General features: G+C 68.8%; 13 protein-coding genes. 7 read left to right on the forward strand and 6 right to left on the reverse strand.

The window, feature by feature from the left end; all coding sequences use genetic code 11:
- The first annotated feature begins 141 nt into the window (after positions 1-141).
- On the forward strand, positions 142-1428 hold the full coding sequence (locus G578_RS0100455) for a DUF3422 family protein (RefSeq protein WP_028792580.1): 1287 nt from the start codon (positions 142-144) through the stop codon (positions 1426-1428).
- Between the two features lie 19 nt (positions 1429-1447).
- Here the strand turns inward: G578_RS0100455 and dxs are convergent, their stop codons facing one another.
- The 4 genes from dxs to G578_RS0100475 all read right to left on the reverse strand — a co-directional run bounded on the left by dxs (position 1448) and on the right by G578_RS0100475 (position 5611).
- The gene (gene dxs / locus G578_RS0100460) at positions 1448-3379 is read right to left on the reverse strand and encodes a 1-deoxy-D-xylulose-5-phosphate synthase (RefSeq protein ID WP_028792581.1); all 1932 of its coding nucleotides are present in this window, start codon (positions 3377-3379) and stop codon (positions 1448-1450) included.
- A 20-nt stretch (positions 3380-3399) separates the two neighbouring features.
- Positions 3400-4290 (reverse strand): polyprenyl synthetase family protein, encoded by an 891-nt coding sequence (locus G578_RS0100465; protein ID WP_028792582.1) that lies wholly within the window; start codon positions 4288-4290, stop codon positions 3400-3402.
- A gap of 12 nt (positions 4291-4302) precedes the next feature.
- Positions 4303-4578, reverse strand: a complete 276-nt coding sequence (locus tag G578_RS0100470) for an exodeoxyribonuclease VII small subunit (protein WP_281169140.1) — start codon at positions 4576-4578, stop codon at positions 4303-4305.
- 106 nt (positions 4579-4684) lie between these two features.
- Positions 4685-5611, reverse strand: coding sequence for a histone deacetylase family protein (locus tag G578_RS0100475; RefSeq protein WP_028792584.1), 927 nt, complete (start codon positions 5609-5611; stop codon positions 4685-4687).
- A 329-nt stretch (positions 5612-5940) separates the two neighbouring features.
- On the opposite strand from G578_RS0100475, the gene G578_RS23975 reads away from it, so the two are divergent.
- The 6 genes from G578_RS23975 (at position 5941) to G578_RS0100505 (ending at position 13765) form a co-directional block, all read left to right on the forward strand.
- A complete protein-coding gene (locus tag G578_RS23975; RefSeq protein WP_038012982.1) occupies positions 5941-7062 on the forward strand; it encodes an efflux RND transporter periplasmic adaptor subunit in 1122 nt (373 codons plus the stop codon).
- Positions 7063-7085: 23 nt separating this feature from the next.
- Positions 7086-10310: an efflux RND transporter permease subunit gene (locus tag G578_RS23980; RefSeq protein ID WP_051243419.1), complete on the forward strand. Its 3225-nt coding sequence runs from the start codon at positions 7086-7088 to the stop codon at positions 10308-10310.
- A gap of 132 nt (positions 10311-10442) precedes the next feature.
- The gene (locus G578_RS0100490) at positions 10443-11696 is read left to right on the forward strand and encodes a pentapeptide repeat-containing protein (protein ID WP_038012983.1); all 1254 of its coding nucleotides are present in this window, start codon (positions 10443-10445) and stop codon (positions 11694-11696) included.
- A gap of 66 nt (positions 11697-11762) precedes the next feature.
- Positions 11763-11930 carry a hypothetical protein gene (locus tag G578_RS29300; RefSeq protein WP_156907153.1) on the forward strand — a complete coding sequence of 56 codons (168 nt, stop codon included), beginning with the start codon at positions 11763-11765 and terminating at the stop codon, positions 11928-11930.
- Between the two features lie 192 nt (positions 11931-12122).
- Positions 12123-12485 carry a hypothetical protein gene (locus G578_RS0100500; protein WP_028792586.1) on the forward strand — a complete coding sequence of 121 codons (363 nt, stop codon included), beginning with the start codon at positions 12123-12125 and terminating at the stop codon, positions 12483-12485.
- Complete coding sequence (locus G578_RS0100505) at positions 12482-13765, forward strand: pentapeptide repeat-containing protein (RefSeq protein WP_028792587.1); 1284 nt, start codon at positions 12482-12484, stop codon at positions 13763-13765. The genes G578_RS0100500 and G578_RS0100505 overlap by 4 nt, the downstream gene beginning before the upstream one ends.
- A 16-nt stretch (positions 13766-13781) precedes the next feature.
- On the opposite strand, the gene G578_RS0100510 is transcribed toward G578_RS0100505, so the two are convergent.
- Both G578_RS0100510 and G578_RS0100515 read right to left on the reverse strand, forming a co-directional pair.
- Positions 13782-14933 (reverse strand): alanine racemase, encoded by a 1152-nt coding sequence (locus G578_RS0100510; RefSeq protein ID WP_028792588.1) that lies wholly within the window; start codon positions 14931-14933, stop codon positions 13782-13784.
- Between the two features lie 32 nt (positions 14934-14965).
- Positions 14966-15913 carry a 2-hydroxyacid dehydrogenase gene (locus G578_RS0100515; RefSeq protein ID WP_028792589.1) on the reverse strand — a complete coding sequence of 316 codons (948 nt, stop codon included), beginning with the start codon at positions 15911-15913 and terminating at the stop codon, positions 14966-14968.
- Positions 15914-15939: the final 26 nt, after the last annotated feature.

Below are 15939 nucleotides of genomic sequence, written 5' to 3' on the forward strand. Positions count from 1 at the left end.
TCGGCCGCCTCTTCAACGATATTCCGAAGAATATCGGAATATAGATTCTGGCCCCACGGTACGGCCCACGATCTGGCCGGCTGATCCACCTGCCGCTTTCACGCGTATTAGGCGCATTCGCAGCGACGAGGTACCGGCCCGATGTCCGCCCCGTCCGATCATCCGCTGAGGTTTCCGCTGGCGGCGGAGCTGCACGCGCGCCCGTTTGCAGAACTCGAGGCGCCGGAGCGGATCTCCCATATCGCCCTGCTCACCGGCACCGGCTCCCGCGAGGTCGAGCGCGCCCGGCTGGCGGATCTCTGCGCCAGGCTCGGCGGCACGCCCCCGGGCGAGGAGGCGACCCACCACATCATGGATTTCGGCACCTTCCGCCTGAAATGGGAGCGCCATACCGAGTTCACGACCTACACCTTCCTGCGCCACGGCCCGTTCGACGCCCCGTTCGCCGAGCCGGCATCGGCCCTGGCGCCGCCGGACTGGCTGGCCTCCCTGCCCGGCGAGCGGGTCGTGGCGATCCACCTGGCCCTGCTGCCGGAGACCAGCGACCGGGCCGAGGAGGATCTGGCCAAGCACCTGTCGCTGTCTTCGCTGTGCCGGGCGACCGTGCTCGGCGGGGCGGCGGAGATCGCCACCGACCACCGGATCGCGCCGGACGGCTTCGTGCGCATGCTGGTGTTCGACCGCACCCTGCTGCCGCGCCAGGCCGGGCGGCTGGTGCAGCGTCTGGTGGAGATCCAGACATACCGCGACATGGCCCTGCTCGCCCTGCCCAAGGCGCGCGAGGCGGCCCCGACCATCGCCCGGATCGATGCGTCGCTGGCGGAGCTGACCGGCACGATGACCTCGGTCGGACAGATCGACGACGAGCAGCGGATGCTGGAGCGGCTGATCACCCTGTCGGCGGAGATCGAGGAGAACATCGCCGCCACGTCCTACCGCTTCGCCGCGGCCCGGGCCTATGAAGGGCTGGTGGTCGACCGGGTGGTGGAGATCGCCGAGGTGCCGCTGGGCGACCACCCCACCCCCAGCGCCTATGTGGACCGCCGTTTCACCCCGGCCATGCGGACCTGCGAGTCGACCGCATCGCGGCAGTCCTCCCTGTCGGAGCGGGCCACCCGGGCGGCGAACCTGCTGCGCACGCGTGTGGACATCACCCTGGAGGCGCAGAACCGCGACCTGCTCGCCTCCATGGACCGGCGCGCCCGCCTCCAGCTCCGCCTGCAGCAGACCGTGGAGGGCCTGTCGGTCGCCGCCATCACCTATTACGTAGTGGGAGTCGCCGGCTATCTGCTCTATGCGATGAAGTCGGTCGGTGCCGAGATCAACGTCCCCGCGGTGCAGGGCTTCGCCGTGCCGGTGATCGCGATCCTGGTCTGGTCGGGGGCCCGCAGGGCGCGCAAGCGCATCGCGCGGGAGAAGGACGGGTAGAGCACGACCGGGAGCGGCCTCAGGCCACCGGGCCGGCGCCGGACGCGATGGAGGCCCCCGTCGCCATCAGCGCGCCGAGTGCGGTGGTCACGATGGCCTCGGAATCCAGCCCCGCATCCTTGTACTGGGCGGACTGGCTGTCGTGGTCGATGGGGCGGTCCGGCAGCACCATCGGACGCACCGCCAGCCCGGCATCCAGCAGTCCGGCATGGGCTAGGTGATGCAGCACCTGTGAGGCGAAGCCGCCGATGGCGTTCTCCTCCACCGTGATCAGCGCCGCATGCTCGCGGGCCAGGCGGGTGACCAGCTCGCCGTCGATCGGCTTGGCGAAGCGGGCGTCGGCGACGGTGGTGGAGATCCCGCGCGCCTGCAGCGCCTCGGCCGCGGCCAGCGCGTCCTGAAGACGGCCGCCCAGCGAGAGGATCGCCACGGTCGTGCCCTCGCGCACCACCCTGCCCTTGCCGATCTCCAGCACCGAGCCGGTGACCGGCAACTCCACACCCACGCCCTCGCCGCGCGGATAACGCAGGGCGGAAGGGCCGTCGTCTATGGCGGCGGCGGTGGCGACCATGTGCTTCAGCTCCGCCTCGTCCGACGGCGCCATGATCACGAAATTCGGCAGACAGCCGAGATAGGTCAGGTCGAAGGCGCCGGCGTGGGTCGCCCCGTCGGCGCCGACCAGCCCGGCGCGGTCGATGGCGAAGCGCACCGGCAGGCTCTGCAGCATCACATCGTGCACGACCTGGTCGTAGCCGCGCTGCAGGAAGGTGGAGTAGATCGCGGCGAAGGGCTTCATCCCCTCGCAGGCCATGCCGGCGGCGAAGGTCACCGCATGCTGCTCGGCGATGCCCACGTCGAAGCTGCGCTCCGGAAAGCGCTCGGCGAATTTGTTCAGGCCGGTCCCGGACGGCATGGCGGCGGTCACCGCGACGATGCGGTCGTCGGCCTCGGCCGCCTGGATCAGGCTCTCGGCGAAGACGTTGGTATAGCTGGGCGCGTTCGGCTTCGGCTTGGCCTGGGCGCCGGTGACCACGTCGAACTTGGCGACGGCGTGGTACTTCTCGGCATTGGCCTCGTTGAACGGATGGCCGCGGCCCTTCTCGGTGACCACGTGCAGCAGCACGGGCCCCTGCTTGCGGCCCTTCAGCTTCTTCAGGATCGGCACGAGATGGTCGAGGTTATGGCCGTCGACCGGGCCGACATAGAAGAATCCCATCTCCTCGAAAAGGGTGCCGCCGGTCAGCATGCCGCGGGCGAATTCCTCGGCGCGCTGGGCGGCGCGCTCCAGCGGCTTGGGGAAGTGGCGGGCGACCTGCTTGCCGAGCTCGCGGAACGAGGCGAAGGAGCGCGACGAGACGATCTGAGACAGATAGGCGCTCATCGCGCCGACCGGCGGGGCGATCGACATGTCGTTGTCGTTCAGGATCACCAGCATCCGGCTGGCCGACGCCCCGGCGTTGTTCATCGCCTCATAGGCCATGCCGGCGCTCATGGAGCCGTCGCCGATCACCGAGACCACGTCGAAATCGTCGCCCAGCAGGTCGCGGGCGGCGGCCATGCCGAGGCCGGAGGAAATGGAGGTGGAGCTGTGCGCCGCGCCGAACGGGTCGTATTCGCTTTCCGAGCGCTTGGTGAAGCCCGACAGACCTCCCCCCTGGCGCAGGGTGCGGATGCGGTCGCGCCGGCCGGTCAGGATCTTATGGGGATAGGCCTGGTGGCCGACATCCCAGATGACCTTGTCGCGCGGCGTGTCGAACACGTGATGCAGGGCCACGGTCAGCTCGACCACGCCGAGACCGGCACCCAGATGACCGCCGGTCACCGACACCGCCGAAATCGTCTCGGCCCGCAGCTCGTCGGCCACTTGGCGCAGGTCGGCAACGCTCAGCCCCTTCAGGTCGTCCGGCGAGGCGATGCGGTCCAGGAGCGGGGTCTCGGGCCGATTGCTCATGATAAACGCTTTCCAGTCCGTCAGTTCGTGCGGTCGACGACGTAGCGCGCGGCCTCGCGCAGCGGGTCGGCGGCCTCGTCGAACACCTCCAGAGCGTGCACCGCCTGGTCGATCAGCAGGTGGGCCTGCGCCCGTGCCCGTTCGGCTCCCAGGATAGACACGAACGTCGCCTTGCCGGCTGCGGCGTCCTGACCCACTGGCTTGCCGGTCTTCTCCGGGTCGCCCTCGGCGTCCAGCAGGTCGTCGGCGATCTGGAACGCCAAACCGAACTCCTGCGCGAAGTTATGCAATGCCATATAGGAGCGATAGGAGCCTTTGCCCAGGATCGCGCCCGCCACCGAGGAGAACGCGAACATCTCGCCGGTCTTCAGGCGCTGCAGCCGGGTGATGGCGCCGATGTTCATCTCGCCGTCGCGCTCCGCCAGCAGGTCGATCATCTGGCCGCCGCACATGCCGTGGCCGCCGGCCGCCTGGGACAGCTCGCGCACCAGTTCGATGCGCACCGCGGGATCCGCATGGGTCTCCGGGGCGGCCAGCACCTCGAAGGCCAGCGCCTGCAGCGCGTCGCCGGCCAGGATCGCGGTCGCCTCGTCGAACTGCTTGTGGCAGCTCGGCCGGCCGCGCCGCGTGTCGGCATTGTCCATGGCCGGCAGGTCGTCATGGATCAGCGAATAGGTGTGCATGAACTCCACGGCCGATGCGACCCGGGCGGCACAGCGCTTGTCGACCCGGAACAGGGCGGCGGACTGCATCACCAGGAACGGCCGCAGCCGCTTACCGCCGGCCGTGCAGGAATAGCGCATCGCCTCGAACAGCAACGCCTCGGCGTCGTCCGGCTGCGGCAGCAGCAGGTCCATGGTCTTGTCGACCGTGGCGGCGCACTCCGCCAGCAGCGTCTGCAGGTCGGCCATCGACAGCTCCCCTCAGGCGTCGAAATCGGTGGTGCCGGACGGCTGACCGCTCTCGTCGAGCTTGATCTTCTCGACCTTGAGGCGGGCCTCCTCCAGCTTCTTCTGGCAGTGCTTCTTCAGCGCCGCCCCCCGCTCATAGGCGGCGATGGCGTCGTCCAGCGAGCCTCGGCCCTGCTCCAGGGTCTCGACGATCGCTTCGAGCTCGCGCAGGGCGTCCTCGAAGCTCATGGTATCGACCGGCGCTGGAGCGGGCGCGGCGGCGGGTTTGTCGGCTTGTGTATCGGTCACGTCTGTCCTCCGGAAAGCGCGCGGAGTGTATGCAGGGTGCGGGTGCGAAACAAGGCCGGCGGACTGAGCCTCGCCCTGGACTTCGCATACCGCCCGAGGCGGCCGGTCAGCCCTTCATGAGCTGCTTCACATGGGCCGCCGCCGACACGGAGAGCGCCTGCAGGTCGTAGCCGCCCTCTAGGCACGAGACCACCTTGCCGCCGCAGACCTTCTTGGCGACCCGCATCAGCTCCTTGGTCGCCCAGACGAAATCCTCGGTCTCCAGCATCAGCGAGGCCAGCGGGTCGTCGCGGTGGGCGTCGAAACCGGCGGAGATGATCAGCAGCTCCGGCATGAAGGCTTCCAGCGCCGGCAGGATGCGGTCGCTCATGGTCTGCCGGAACTCCGGGCCGCCGGACATCGGCGCCAACGGCGCGTTGACGATATTGCCCTGGCCCCGCTCGGTCGCCGCACCGGTGCCCGGATACAGCGGCATCTGGTGGGTCGAGGCGTAGAGCAGGCTCGGCGTGTCCCAGAACGCCGCCTGGGTGCCGTTGCCGTGGTGGACGTCGAAATCCATCACCGCCACCCGCTTCAGCCCGTGCACCGCCTGCGCATGGCGGGCGGCGATGGCGACATTGTTGAAGAAGCAGAAGCCCATGGCCCGGTCCGGCTCGGCATGGTGGCCGGGCGGCCTTGTCGCGCAGAAGGCGTTCTTCGCCTCGCCGCCCAGCACCGCGTCGGTCGCCGCCACCGCCGCCCCGGCCCCGCGCAGCGCGGCCTCGCCGGATCCCGGCGACAGGAAGGTGTCGCCGTCGATCGCCGCCATGCCGGTCTTGGGGACCGCCTCCAGAATCGCGGCCACATAACGCTCGGGATGGACCCGGGCGATCTGCTCGACCGAGGCCATCGGCGGCTCGCGCCGGTCCAGCTTGTCGAAGTTCGGCGCCTCAAGCGCCTTCCAGATCGCCTTCAGGCGGGCCGGGTGCTCCGGGTGCATCTTGCCCGGCTCGTGATGAACGCAGGCGTCGTGGGTATAGAGAAGCGTTGTCATGGGCCGAGCCTAGCAAGCCCCCCGCTCGCGTACCAGCAGCAGCACGGGGTCTCCGGCATAGCTGACGGTAGCGATTTCCGCGTACCCCATCGACCGGACCAACCGATGCGGCCGCAGAACCAGCCGCTCCGTCTCGATCACGGTCGGATGCGATGTCATTCGCAAAAGCCCGCCTTTCGGGCGGCGGCCGGGACGGCGCGGCGCGCGCGGATCGCTGGCCGTCAGCCGGTTAATAGTTGCGGACTCTGGTATATCTCACCCTGTAGACTTGCAAGCCCGTGACGAGCGCTACCTTATGACCGTCCAGTGACCGTGAGGACTTGCATACGATGCCCGTTCCTGCCCGTTCCGCCGCCCTGTTCCTCGGGCTTTGGGCCCTCTGCGCGGTGCTTCTGCCGACCTCGGCCGCCCTGGCCCAGGGACGCGAGGCGTCGGTCACCGTCGATCCCGTCACCCGGCAGCCGCTGATCGCCACGGTCAACGTGCTCGGCCGCTTCGTCGCCCGGCAGTCCGGCGTGCTCGCCGCCCGGGTGGCCGAGCGGGTCGACGAGGTGGCGGTGCAGGTTGGCGACCAGGTGAAGCGCGGCGACGTGATCGCCCGGCTGTCGAGCGACCGGCTGGCGGCGGAACGCCTGCGCACGGAGGCCCAGGCCAAGGCGGCGGAGTCCGACATCACCGCCGAACGCGCCAATCTGGCCAAGGCGCAGCAGACCCTGGACCGGCTGAACAAGCTGCGCTCCTCCAGTGCGCACCGCCCCGACCGGGTGGAGGATGCCGAACGCGACGTGGAGGCCCATCGGGCCGCCCTGCGCGCCGCCGAGGCCGATGCCGCCGTCGCCCGCGCGCAGCTCGACCTGGCCGAGATCGCCCTGCAGGACGCCGCGATCACCGCGCCGTATGACGGGGTGGTCACGGTCAAGCACGTCTCCGCCGGCTCCTATGTCCGTCTCGGCGACCCGGTGGTCACCATGCTCAACCACGTGGAGTTGGAGATCGAGGCCGACGTGCCGGCCAACCGCACCGGCGGCCTGAAACCGGGCACGGTGGTCGAAGGCGAGTTGCAGGACGGCACCCGCCTGTTCGCCGTGGTCCGCGCCGTCGTGCCGGAGGAGAACACCCGCACCCGGACCCGGGCCGTCCGCTTCACCCCGCAGGATTCCTCCCAGGTCGGCAACGCGGCGAACCAGGCCATCACCCTGGAAGTCCCGCTGGACCAGAGCCGGCAGGTGCTGACCGTCGACAAGGACGCGGTCACCGTGCAGCGCGGCGAGAACATCGTCTTCATCGTCCAGGACGGCAAGGCGGTACCCCGCTCGATCCGTCTCGGCGAGAGCGTCGGCAACCGCTTCGAGGTGCTGGACGGGCTGGAGGACGGCGACCTCGCCGTGGTCCGCGGCAACGAGGTGCTGCGCCCCGGCCAGGCGGTGTCCGTGGGCCAGGGTCAGGGCTGAGGCGAGAGCGGGGGGACAGCGCCGTGAACATCATCCGCGCCTCGATCGAACGGCCGATCGCCATCATCTCCGCCGTGCTGATGGTGGTGATGTTCGGCATCGTCGCCCTGATCAACATTCCGATCCAGCTCGCCCCCGACGTGAACCGGCCGGTGATCACGGTGGAGACCGAGTGGTTCGGCGCCGCCCCGGCCGAGGTCGAGCGCGAGATCGTCAACCGCCAGGAGGACGAGCTGCGCGGCCTGGAAGGGCTGGAGGAGATGATCGGCACGGCCGAGACCGGCCGGGGCCGCATCGAGCTGGAGTTCCAGGTCGCCACCGACATGGATCGTGCCCTGCTGCTGGTCGCCAACCGGCTGGACCGGGTCGGCGACTATCCCGCCGAGGTCGACCAGCCGACGCTCAGCACCGCCGGGGCCGAGGACAACGCCATCGCCTGGCTGACCCTGCGCCGGGTGGCGGGCAACGACCGGCCGATCCACACCTTCGGCGACTTCGCCGAGGACGTGATCAAGACCCGCATCGAGCGGGTGCCCGGCGTCAGCCGCGTCGACGTCTATGGCGGCGCCGAGCGCGAGATGCAGCTCATCGTCGACCCGGAGCGCCTCGCCCATAACCGCATCACCATCGGCCAGGTGGTCCAGGGTCTGCGCGCCGCCAACGCGTCCATCTCCGCCGGCGCGGTGGAGGAAGGCAAGCGCCGCTACACCGTGCGCACCGAAGGCGATTTCGAGAGCGTCCAGTCGGTGCGCGACGTGGTGCTGCGCTCCACCGTCGATCCGGTGACCGGCCGGGTCGCCCGGCTGACCGTGGCCGATATCGGCGCCGTCGTCTTCGACTACAAGGAACCGGTCGCCCGGATCCGCTATTTCGGCGAGCCCGGCATGGCCATGCCCATTCGCCGCGAGACCGGCGCCAACGTGATCGAGACCATGGCCGGCGTCGACGCCGCCCTGGCGGAGCTGTCGGCCTACGACCTGCCGGCCGAGGGGCTCTACATCAACAAGGTCTATGACGAGACCACCTACATCACCTCGGCCATCAGTCTGGTGCAGCAGAACATCTGGGTCGGCGGCGTGCTGGCGGCGGTGGTGCTGATGACCTTCCTGCGCTCGGGATCGGCGACGCTGGTGGTGTCGCTGGCCATTCCGGTCTCCGTGGTCGGGTCCTTCGTCGCCATGGCCGCGCTGGGGCGGTCGATCAACGTGATCTCGCTGGCCGGCCTCGCCTTCGCCGTGGGCATGGTGGTGGATGCCGCTATCGTCGTGCTGGAGAACATCTTCCGGCTGCGCCAGAACGGCCGCAGCGCCAAGGACGCCGCCTATCTCGGCGCCTCCCAGGTCTGGGGCGCGGTGCTGGTCTCGGCCCTGACCACGGTGATGGTGTTCATCCCGATCCTGGTCATGCAGTTGGAAGTCGGACAGCTGTTCCGCGACATCGCCGTCGCCATCTCGGTCTCGGTCCTGCTGTCGCTGCTGGTCTCGGTCACCGTGGTCCCGGCCCTGGCCAGCCGCCTGCTCGGCCCCGGGGTGGAGAAGGCGCAGAGCCGGCGGGTGCCGGGCATCGACCACTTCGCCCGGGCCTTCCATCGCGGCGTGATGGGCATCACCCGCAGCGCGGTGCGCTCGCGCAGCTTCGCCGCCGCCATGATTCTCGCCCTGACGGCCGTCTGTTCGATCTCGACCTATATCTTCCTGCCGAAGCTCGACTACCTGCCGAACGGCAACCGCAACCTGGTGATCGGCCGCCTGTCGCCGCCGCCGGGCTACAACCTGGATACCCAGACCGCCATCGCCGGCCAGTTGGAGAACGCCACCCGGCCGATCTGGGACGAGAATGCGGAGCGGCTGCAGACCGAGGACGGCACGCCGACCCTGTCGCGCTTCTTCTTCGTCGCCTTCCGCGCCAACACCATCATCGGTGCCGCCGCGGCCGACGACAGCCGGGTGGCGGAGCTGATCCCGGTGCTCAGTGCCCCGGTGCGCTCGGTGCCCGGCACCCGCTCCTTCTTCTTCCAGACCTCGCTGTTCGGCCGCGGTGTCGGCGGCTCGGGGGCAGTCGATCTGGATATCTCCGGCGGCGACATGAACGAGATCGTCGAGGTGGCCCAGCGGATCGACCGGGCGATCAACGACGTCCTGCCACGCAGCGAGGGCACGCAGATCCGCCCGCTGCCCAGCCTGACCCTCGGCGCGCCGGAGGTGCGGCTGCTGCCCGACCGCATGAAACTGGCCGATAACGGCATCTCCGCCCTGGAACTCGGCCAGACCGTCGATGCCTTCAACGACGGGCTGCGGGTGGCGGAGATCACCGTCGACGGCGAGCGGGTCGACCTGACCCTGCGCGGCCCGGTCAAGAACGTCACCCAGACCCAGGGGATCGAGGCCCTGCCCGTGGTCACCGAACAGGGCATGATCCTGCCCGCCAGTTCCCTGGCCAAAGTGGCGGTCACAACCGGCCCGACCGAGATCCGCCACCGCGAACGCCTGCGCACCATCACCCTGGTGGTGCAGCCGCCGGCCTCCATCGCGCTGGAGGAGAGCATGGACATCCTGCGCGACCAGGTGATCGCCAAGGTGGTCGCCGAGGGCGTGCCCGCCGGCGTGACCATGCGGCTGTCCGGCACCGCCAGCAAGCTGCAGGAGACCTGGGCGGAGATGCAGATCGACCTGGTGATGGCGCTGGCCATCGTCTACCTGGTCATGGCGATCCTGTTCGAGAGCTTCCTGTACCCGATCATCATCGTGTTCTCGGTGCCGCTGGCGACCGCCGGCGGCATGCTCGGGCTCGGGGTGCTGAACGCCTTCACCCCGCAGAAGCTCGACATGCTCACCCTGCTCGGCTTCGTGATCCTGATCGGCATCGTGGTGAACAACGCGATCCTGCTGGTGCACCAGACCCTGCACCACCTGCGCGACGAGGGCATGGCGCCGGGAGCGGCGATCCTGGAGGCGACCAGCAACCGTATCCGGCCGATCTTCATGTCCACCCTGACCAGCGTGCTCGGCATGCTGCCGCTTGTGGTGTTCCCGGGCGCGGGGTCGGAGCTGTACCGCGGCCTCGGCTCGGTGGTGGTCGGGGGCCTCGCCCTGTCGGCCGTGCTGACCCTGGGGCTGATCCCGCCGATGCTGTCGCTGTTCATGGCGGCGATCGAGGGCCGGGAGGCGAAGAGCCCGGCGCCGGACGTGCCGGCGACGGTCACGGGGGCCTCCGGCGGCCCGGATCCCAAGGGCGCTCCGGCCGAATAGGCGGACGGAACGGACCGCAAGAGCTTCCCCGCCGAGCATGCTTCTTCACGGAGCAAACGATGTGTTAACGTTTGCCCTGCACGGTGGGGGAGACATTCGCGCAATGAGACCGCAAGGGATTGGGGCATCCCGATGACGCCGCAACAATTCGTCATGATCCTTCAGGAGCACGAATCCTGGCTGACCAAGGGTCGCGGAGGCGTGCGCGCAAATCTGGCCCGGCAGAACCTGACCGGCTTCTCGCTGGAGGGGGCGCGGCTGCGCGGCGCCAAGATGTCCGGCTGCGACCTGACCCGCGCCATCCTGCAACGCACGGACCTGTCGGAGTCCGACCTGTTCTGCGCGGTGCTGGACGGCGTCGACGCCAAGGGCTGCAACCTGGAGAACGCCGATCTGCGCGGCGCCAATATCCGCAACGTGAACCTGACCGGGGCCAACCTGCGCGGCGCCGACTTCCGCGGCGGCACGCTGATGTTCGGCACCGAGGACGAGGACGGCGAGCGCGACAGCCCGACCAAGAACGAGCGTGGCGCCAACCTGTCGAACTCGGCCATGGCCAACGCCAACCTGGCCGGCGCCACCCTGTCCGGCGCCAACCTGTCCGGCGTCAATCTGCGCAACGCCAATCTGGAAGGCGCGGACATGAAGGGGTGCATCCTCAGCGACACCGACTTCACCGGCGCCAACCTGCAGGACGTCCAGCTCCAGGGCGCGGTGATCAACAACACGGTGTTCAAGCACGCCAACCTGTCGGGCGCGAACATCGACGGCTGCGACATGGCCACCGCGAACCTGACCGGCGCGAACATGGTGCGCAGCGAGGACACCCTGCCCTCCGACATCCGCGACATGCTGAACAACCACTATGTGTGGATTCGCGAGGACGGCCGCCTCGGCGACCGGGCGGTGCTGGTCGGCACCGATCTCAGCCATATCGACCTGTCCGGCGTGAACCTGTCGGGGGCGGATCTGCACACCTCGATCCTGTCCGGCGCCAACCTGTCGGAGACCCTGCTGGTGATGTCCGACCTGGCCAAGTGCAACCTGGAGGGCGCGGACCTGACCAAGGCGGTGCTGGAGGGGGTGAACCTCTCCAATGCCAGCCTGGTCGGCGCCAATCTGCATAAGGCGAACGTCTCGCCGGTGAACCTGAAGGACAGCAAGGGCCGCCCGACCGGCCGGCTCTGGCCGGCCAACCTGTCGGGCGCCAAGCTCAACGGCGCGGATCTGCGGGGGGCGGATCTGCGCGGGGCGAACCTGTCCCACTGCGACCTCACCGGCGCGCAGCTGAAGGGGGCGAACCTGACCGGCGCGAACCTGACCGACACGGTCGTCGATCCGGAGCAGCTGGAAACAGCGCTGAACACCGAAGCGGCTGCCGTCTGATCCGGTTCCAGTTGTCGTGAGGCGCTTAACACACTATCCTTGGGGTCTACAGATAGGAGGCACATCATGCGCACCCTCATCGTTGCCCTCGCAGTGACTTTCGGCCTGTCCATGCTCGGCGCCACCGGCGCTTCCGCCTGCGGCTGGTCGTCGAAATCAGCGTCAAGCAAGTCGACCGGCCAGACGGTCATGGCGCCACAGACGCCGACGACCGCGCCCTCCTCGGACGGTTGATCGACGGCGAACACGGCGGGCAGAGCTCACGACTTTGCCGGCGACCCCAGATGTTGCGGGCTACTGTTTCCGCACCGACGCGACGTTTGGTCGAAAGATTGAACGTCGCGTCGAGTTTTTAACGCTTTGTCTTGGTCGGTCCATCGACGCCCAAACACCAGATCGGATTGACCTTCAACTATGATGACCACAGTGGCCGAGCCTAACGCATCGTTTCTTCATACGGTCAGCAACCAACTTCTGGAACTGGTGAGCCGTGTCGAAGACGACGTTGCGCGATATGCCGATTCCCGGGTCGGACCGACCGGCGGCGGGTTCGTGATCTATTACCTGACGGACGAGAACGGCGAGCCGCTCAAGGACGTCACGGTGGCTGATCTCGGAAGCAGCCTGGCAGACATCGTCGAGACCAGAGGATTTCAACAGTTGCAGGAACACTGCGAGATGCGGAACCTGAAGGTCCGCATAGACGAGCATTTCTATGCTTCCGATCCGCGGCCGACGAAGATCTACCGCGTGATCATCGACGGCTGGCAGATGGGGTCTCCCATATGACCCCGGAGCAGATACTCAAGATGATCGAGAGCCACGAACGGTGGCTCCAGCGCAAGTCGGGCGGGCAGAGAGCGGACCTGTCCGGCTGCAACCTCTCCGAATTCAACCTGACGGCCGCCATGCTGCAGTCGGCGAAGCTGTCCGGCGCCTACATGGCGCGCACCATCCTGGTGGGGGCGGACCTGTCCTATGCCGACATGTTCTGCGCCAACCTGGACGGTGCAGATCTGGCCAAGTCGATGCTGATGCGGGCCGACCTGCGCGGCGCCTTCATGCGCGGCGCCAACCTGGCCGGCGCCAACCTGAAGGAAGCCGACCTGCGCGGCGGTGCGCTGATCAGTGGCAATCCGGCGGCGCCGGCGACCATCATCCGCGCCAATATCGGCCAGTCCGAGCTGGACGAGGCCGAGCTGAACGGCGCCAACCTCTCCGGCACCGACCTGTCGCATTCCAGCATGGTCGGGGCGACGCTCGAGAAGACGCTGCTGTGCGGGGCCAACCTGTCGGGCGTCAATCTGGAGAACGCCAACCTGTCGGGCGCCGACCTGTCCGGCGCGAACCTGTCGGATGCCAAGATCGTCGGCGCCAACCTGTCCGGAGCCAACCTCTCCGGCGCGTTGATCCACCGCACGCTGCTGCGCAATTCCGACCTGCACGGCGCCATTCTGGAGAATGTGGATCTCTCCTCGGCCGATCTTGCCGGCGCCAATCTCGTGAATTCCGACGGCCGTGGCCTGTCCCGCTCCATGCGCGACATCCTGCGCGACCACGCGGTGTGGATCCGCGAACAGGGCCGCGGCGGCTCGCGGGCGCAACTGGCCAAGACCGATCTGTCGGGCATCGACATCTCGGACGTGAATCTGTCCGGCGCCGACCTGCGCGAGGCGCAGATGGCCGGCTCGACCATGCGCCGGACCAGCCTGGTGATGTCCGACCTGAGCGGAGTCAACCTGAGCGGCGCCGACCTGCGCGACGCCGAACTGGCCGGGATCAACCTGTCCGGCGCCGACCTGACCGGCACCCGGGCGGCCGGGGCGAACTTCTCCGAGGTCGAGCTGAAATCCGCCGACGGCACGCCGACCGGCCGGATGTGGGTGTCGAACCTGTCCGGCGCGGTCTTCGTCGATGCCGACCTGACCGGGGCGAAGCTGACCGGTGCCAACCTGCGCGGCGCGAATTTTCAGGGCGCCCGTCTGAGCCGGGCACATCTGCGCGGCGCCGAACTGGACGGCGCGATCCTGACCGACGAACAGATCGCCGAGCTCGCCTCCAAGCCGTAGGCGGGCCGGCCGGCGGCTACCAGCCGTTCACCCGCTCCCAGAATGCCACCACCGGCTGGTTCGGCCCCCGCTCGAGCCCGTCGACCACCGCGTAGCGGTCGTACATCGCCGCCGTCATGCAGACATGATTCGGCAGCACGTGAACGCGGCTGCCGATCGGCAGCACCGCCGGGTCGGCCCCGGCCCCACCGATCCGCCCGTGCTCCTGATGCACCGCCTCCACCGTCAGCCCCGGCAGCGGCCGGCCGAAGGCGTCGGTCAGCAGGCCGAAATCGCAGTCGCGCGGCAGTGCCTGGGTGGAGCGGTCCTTGGACAGGGCCAACGCGCCGGCATCGATGATCGCCGTGCCCTGCTCCGGGCGCAGGTTGGTGATGCTGGCCATCACCGTGACGGCGATGTCCTCCAACCCGCAGCAGCCGACGCCGGACTGGAACAGGTCCATGAACATGTAGACGCCGGGGCGCATCTCGGTGACGCCGTCCAGCGACCTGGCGAACAGCGCGCCCGGGGTCGAGCCGACGCTGACCACAGGGCAGGCATGCCCCGCCTGACGCAGGCGCTCGGCGGCCAGAACCGCGCCGGCCCGCTCCTGCTCGGCGATCTCGGCCACCGCCTCGGGCGTGCGGCAGCCATAGGTATGGCCGCCATGGGCGAGGATGCCGCGCAGCTCCTGGCCGCCCTCGGCGACGATCACGGCGATCTCCAGCAGCTCGGGTGCATGGGCGTCGATGCCGGCCCGGTGCTCGCCCACATCGACCTCGATCATCACCGCGAAGGTCACGCCCCGCGCCTTGCCGGCGGCGACGATCTCGCCGGCGATGACCGCGTTGTCGGTGATCACCGTCAGATCGACGCCACGTGCCAGCAGATCGGCCGCCTGACCGAGCCGCGACGGCGAGATGCCGACCGCCAGGGTGATGTCGGAGAAGCCGTTCTCGGCGAAATACTGCGCCTCGCGCATGGTGGAGACGGTGATCGGCCCGACCTCGCCACCCAGGGCCAGACGTGCAACCTCGGCCGATTTCGCCGTCTTGCAGTGCGGACGAAGGCGCACACCCAGGGTCTCCGCCCGCTTCAGCATGCGGGTCAGGTTGCGGTCCATCTTGCTGCGGTCCAGCACCAGACAGGGGGTCGGCAGATCGCCGAGGCTCGGCGCGATATCGCTCACGGTGGTCTCCTCGCTTAGATGCGTCCGGACGCTCAGGCGACCCGGTGCAGCAGCTCGCGCCCGTCGCGCAGGCGGTTGATGTTCTCGCTCGCCACCGCAAGGCTGCGCTCGAGCGTGCCCAGGGTGAAGAACGCCACATGCGGCGCCAGCACCACATTGTCCAGCTTGAACAGCGGATTGTTGGCCGGCGACGGCTCCTCGGCGAAGACGTCGAGCCCCGCCCCCATGATCCGGCCGGTGGACAGGGCGGCGGCCAGCGCCTCTTCGTCGACCAGGGGTCCGCGCGCCGTGTTCACCAGGATCGCGCCCGGCTTCATCTGCGAGATGGCGCCGCGGTCGAGCCAGTGACGGGTCTCGTCCACCAGCGGGATGTGCAGCGAGATGATGTCGGATTCCGCCAGCAGGGTCGGCTTGTCGACCCATTCCGGCATGGCGGGGTCCGGCGTGCCGCGCTTGGTGAAGATCACCCGCGCGCCCATCGCCTTCAGCACCGGCGTCAGAAGCTGCGGCACCGAGCCGTTGCCGACCAGGCCGACCGTCTTGCCGGCGACCTCGTCCAGGGTGTCCTGCATCGCCGGCGGCCAGCCCCAGCCGTCGCCGCGCGCGGTGCGGGTATGGAACACCGGCAGGCGGCGCAGGCAGGCCAGGATCAGCAGCAGGGTCATCTCCGACACCGCCTGGCTGTTGGTGCCGGGCATGTTGCAGACGGCGATGCCGCGCGCCTTGGCCGACTCCAGGTCGATGGTGTTAACCCCGACGCCGATCTTCTGCACCAGCTTCAGCTTGGGTGCCGCCGCCATGTGCTCGTCCTTCACCGGCTCCAGGTTGTGCAGCAGCACGTCGGTATCGGCCATCTGCTCCAGGAAGCCCTCGTGGTCCCGCTCGGAGCAGATCGCCACCTTCAGGCCCTCCTCCTGCGCCATCCGGTTCAGCCGGTCGCGCAGCCAGGGGCCGACGTCGTAGTGATACAGAACCTTCATGCCGCCACCCTCATGCCAACCGTCGT

The sequence above is a fragment of the Thalassobaculum salexigens DSM 19539 genome, from assembly GCF_000423805.1.
GTDB classification, from domain to species: domain Bacteria; phylum Pseudomonadota; class Alphaproteobacteria; order Thalassobaculales; family Thalassobaculaceae; genus Thalassobaculum; species Thalassobaculum litoreum.

Excerpts from the sequence above, each read along its gene's own strand:
- G578_RS0100455 (WP_028792580.1), top strand. The coding sequence starts at position 142 with ATGTCCGCCCCGTCCGATCATCCGCTGAGGTTTCCGCTGGCGGCGGAG.
- dxs (WP_028792581.1), bottom strand. The coding sequence starts at position 3,379 with ATGAGCAATCGGCCCGAGACCCCGCTCCTGGACCGCATCGCCTCGCCG.
- G578_RS0100465 (WP_028792582.1), bottom strand. The coding sequence starts at position 4,290 with ATGGCCGACCTGCAGACGCTGCTGGCGGAGTGCGCCGCCACGGTCGAC.
- G578_RS0100475 (WP_028792584.1), bottom strand. The coding sequence starts at position 5,611 with ATGACAACGCTTCTCTATACCCACGACGCCTGCGTTCATCACGAGCCG.
- G578_RS23975 (WP_038012982.1), top strand. The coding sequence starts at position 5,941 with ATGCCCGTTCCTGCCCGTTCCGCCGCCCTGTTCCTCGGGCTTTGGGCC.
- G578_RS0100490 (WP_038012983.1), top strand. The coding sequence starts at position 10,443 with ATGACGCCGCAACAATTCGTCATGATCCTTCAGGAGCACGAATCCTGG.
- G578_RS29300 (WP_156907153.1), top strand. The coding sequence starts at position 11,763 with ATGCGCACCCTCATCGTTGCCCTCGCAGTGACTTTCGGCCTGTCCATG.
- G578_RS0100505 (WP_028792587.1), top strand. The coding sequence starts at position 12,482 with ATGACCCCGGAGCAGATACTCAAGATGATCGAGAGCCACGAACGGTGG.
- G578_RS0100515 (WP_028792589.1), bottom strand. The coding sequence starts at position 15,913 with ATGAAGGTTCTGTATCACTACGACGTCGGCCCCTGGCTGCGCGACCGG.